At 70.6% G+C, this 3,489-nt stretch carries 4 protein-coding genes; all 4 read right to left on the bottom strand.

Annotated features, from left to right (window positions below):
• Positions 1-32: 32 nt before the first annotated feature.
• Positions 33-1,235: a methionine adenosyltransferase gene (metK, locus tag ACFWGZ_RS40255; RefSeq protein ID WP_382456844.1), complete on the bottom strand. Its 1,203-nt coding sequence runs from the start codon at positions 1,233-1,235 to the stop codon at positions 33-35.
• Positions 1,236-1,272: 37 nt separating this feature from the next.
• Positions 1,273-2,526, bottom strand: a complete 1,254-nt coding sequence (gene coaBC / locus ACFWGZ_RS40250) for a bifunctional phosphopantothenoylcysteine decarboxylase/phosphopantothenate--cysteine ligase CoaBC (protein WP_382456843.1) — start codon at positions 2,524-2,526, stop codon at positions 1,273-1,275.
• 109 nt (positions 2,527-2,635) lie between these two features.
• Positions 2,636-2,914: a DNA-directed RNA polymerase subunit omega gene (gene rpoZ / locus ACFWGZ_RS40245; RefSeq protein ID WP_045313812.1), complete on the bottom strand. Its 279-nt coding sequence runs from the start codon at positions 2,912-2,914 to the stop codon at positions 2,636-2,638.
• Between the two features lie 2 nt (positions 2,915-2,916).
• The coding region (gene gmk / locus ACFWGZ_RS40240; RefSeq protein WP_382456842.1) for a guanylate kinase at positions 2,917-3,489 on the bottom strand (573 nt) is incomplete at its 5' end.

The following is a 3,489-nucleotide window of genomic DNA, read 5'->3' as shown; positions in this document are numbered from 1 at the left end:
GAGGCGGGCCGTGTGGCTGCAACCAGGAGGGCTCAGGCGCCGGCCGCGGTGCGGAGGGCCTCGGCCCGGTCCGTCGACTCCCAGGGCAGGTCGACGTCGGTGCGCCCGAAGTGCCCGTACGCGGCGGTGGGCGCGTAGATCGGGCGCAGCAGGTCGAGGTCGCGGATGATCGCGGCGGGCCGGAGGTCGAACACCTCGGTGATGGCCTGCTGGATCTTCTGCGGGTCCACGGTCTCGGTGCCGAACGTCTCCACGAACAGGCCCACGGGCGCGGCCTTGCCGATCGCGTAGGCCACCTGGACCTCGACGCGGGTGGCGAGACCGGCGGCCACGGTGTTCTTGGCGACCCAGCGCATCGCGTACGCGGCGGAGCGGTCGACCTTCGACGGGTCCTTGCCGGAGAACGCGCCACCACCGTGGCGAGCCATGCCGCCGTAGGTGTCGACGATGATCTTGCGGCCGGTCAGGCCCGCGTCGCCCATCGGGCCGCCGATGACGAAGCGGCCGGTCGGGTTGGTGAGCAGGCGGACGTCGCTCGTGTCGAGGCTCAGCTCGGCCAGCTCGGGAGCCACGACGTGCTCGCGCAGGTCGACGCCCAGCAGCTTCTCCAGGTCGATGCCGTCGGCGTGCTGCGTGGAGATGACGACCGTGTCGAGGCGCACGGGCTGGTCACCCGCGTACTCGATGGTGACCTGGGTCTTGCCGTCCGGGCGCAGGTACGGGACGGTGCCGTCCTTGCGGACCGCGGTCAGGCGGCGCGACAGGCGGTGGGCCAGCGCGATCGGCAGCGGCATGAGCTCGGGCGTGTCGGTGCACGCGTAGCCGAACATCAGGCCCTGGTCGCCGGCGCCCTGCTTGTCGATCTCGTCGGCGGCACCCTCGACGCGCTCCTCGAACGCCGTGTCGACGCCCTGCGCGATGTCCGGGGACTGCGCACCGATGGCGACGTTCACGCCGCACGAGTGGCCGTCGAAGCCCTTCGCGGACGAGTCGTAGCCGATCTCCAGGATCTTCTCGCGGACGATCGTGGGGATGTCCGCGTAAGCCTCGGTGGTGACCTCACCCGCGACGTGGACCTGGCCCGTGGTCACCAGCGTCTCCACGGCGACGCGGGAGCGCGGGTCCTTGGCCAGCAACGCGTCCAGGATCGAGTCGCTGATCGCGTCGCAGATCTTGTCCGGGTGTCCCTCGGTCACCGACTCACTCGTGAACAGCCTGCTGCTGTGCTGGCTCACGGACACTCCTTCGTAGCGGGTTGGACTGGAGAAAATACTACTGAGACTCGGGCAAGCGAACGGTAACCGCGTCCCACACCTCGGACGCCACTTGAGTTTTCGGCCCGTGCGGTATAGGGGTCTCGGCGCCGTCTGCGGCGAGCAGCCAGCCGGCGTTGTCGTCCTGCTCGAACGCCACCCCGTCGCCGACCGCGTTCACCACCAGGAGGTCGCAGCCCTTGCGGCGGAGCTTGGCGCGGCCGTAGTCGAGCACGGACGTGGTGTCGTCGCCGGTCTCCGCGGCGAAACCGACGATGACCTGCCCCTCCCGACGTGCGGAAACGAGTTCCGCGAGGATGTCGGGGTTCTTCGTCAGCGCGATCGGGTCGGGGTCGGCGTCGGTCTTCTTGATCTTGTGACCGGTGAGCGAGACGGGCCGGAAGTCGGCCACCGCGGCGGCCATCACGACCACGTCGGCGTCCGCCGCGACCGCGTGCATGGCGTCCCGCAGCTCCAGCGCCGAACCGACCCTGACGAGCTCGACGCCCGGCGGCGTGCCGAGGTCTGCGGTGTTCCCCGCCACCAGGGTGACCCTCGCACCGCGGTGCGCGGCCACCCGAGCGAGTGCAAATCCCTGCTTCCCGGACGACCGGTTGCCGAGGAACCGGACCGGATCGAGTGGTTCCCGCGTGCCCCCGGCGGAGATCGCGACGTGCACGCCCTCCAGCGTCCGCGGCAGCGCGCCGGGCCGCACGAGGAGCAGGCGGGCCAGTTCGACGATCTCGGCGGGGTCCGGGAGGCGGCCCTTGCCGGTGTCCTTGCCCGTGAGCCGGCCGGACGCGGGCTCCGCGACGACCACGCCGCGGCTGCGCAGCAGCGCCACGTTGTGCCGGGTGGCCGGGTGCTCCCACATCTCGGTGTGCATCGCGGGCACCAGCAGGACCGGGCAGCGCGCGGTCAGCAGGGTGTTGGTCAGCAGGTCGTCGGCGAGGCCGTGCGCTGCCTTCGCGATCAGGTTGGCCGTCGCGGGCGCGACGACGACGAGGTCGGCGTTCTGGCCGAGCTTGACGTGCGGCACCTCGTGCACGTCGTCGAACGGGTCGGCGGACACGACCTGGCCGGACAGCGCCTCGAACGTGGCGGCGCCGACGAACTTGAGCGCGCCCTCGGTGGGGACGACCCGCACGGAGTGACCCGACTCGGTCAGGCGGCGCAGGACCTCACAGGCCTTGTACGCGGCGATGCCCCCGCCGACGCCCAGCACGATCCTGGGCTTGGCAGGGGCATCAACGTCGGGTGCAGCGGGGTTCAAAGGTTCTCCTGAGAGGAACGACCGGCCAGGGTCACGCCTCCGCGAGGAGGAACCCCGCTGGGGTCCGGGGGTGGCCCCGGCTGTGTCGCGAGGGCGTCGCCCCCGCTCCCTACTCGCCTTCGGTGTGCTCGAGCAGACCGGCGTGGATCTCGCGGAGCGCGATCGACAGCGGCTTCTCGCGCGGGCCCGGCTCGACGAGCGGGCCGACGTACTCGAGCAGGCCCTCGCCGAGCTGCGCGTAGTAGTCGTTGATCTGGCGGGCACGCTTCGCTGCGTAGATCACCAACGCGTACTTCGAGCTCACCTGCTCCAGCAGGTCGTCGATCGGCGGGTTGGTGATGCCCTCCGGGGAACCGGTCAGGTGACCGAGCTCGGTGTGGGTGATCACTTTCAGACTCCTGGAATTCGTGGTCCGACCATCAAGGATAGCAAGTCGGCGGCGGCCGACTGCACGTCGGCGTTCACGACGACCTCGTCGAACTCCTTCTCGGCCGCCAGCTCCTCGCGAGCGATCTCGAGGCGGCGTTCGACGACGTCCGGATGTTCGGTTCCTCTGCCGGTCAGCCGGTCGACCAGGTGCTCCCAGGACGGGGGCATCAGCATGACCAGCTGGGCTTCCGGCATCGCCACCCTGACCTGCCTGGCGCCCTGCAGCTCGATCTCGAGCAGGGCGGGACGGCCTGCGGCCAGGGCTTCTTCGACGGGCCTGCGAGGGGTTCCGTAGCGGTTCCCGGCGAACTCGGCGTGTTCGAGGAACTCGCCGGCGTCCGCCATCTGCTGGAACTTCTCGTGGTCGACGAAGTGGTAGTGCACCCCGTCGACCTCGCCCGGCCTCGGCTTCCTGGTGGTCGCCGAGACGGAGAAGTAGACGTCGGGCTGCTGCCTGCGCAGCTCCGCCAGGACGCTGGACTTGCCAACGCCGGACGGCCCGGACAAGACGGTGAGGCGGGGACGGGCAGAGCC

This window comes from Lentzea sp. NPDC060358 (assembly GCF_042725365.1).
Classification (GTDB): domain Bacteria; phylum Actinomycetota; class Actinomycetes; order Mycobacteriales; family Pseudonocardiaceae; genus Lentzea.
This window is presented reverse-complemented; position numbering and strand designations above follow the sequence as displayed.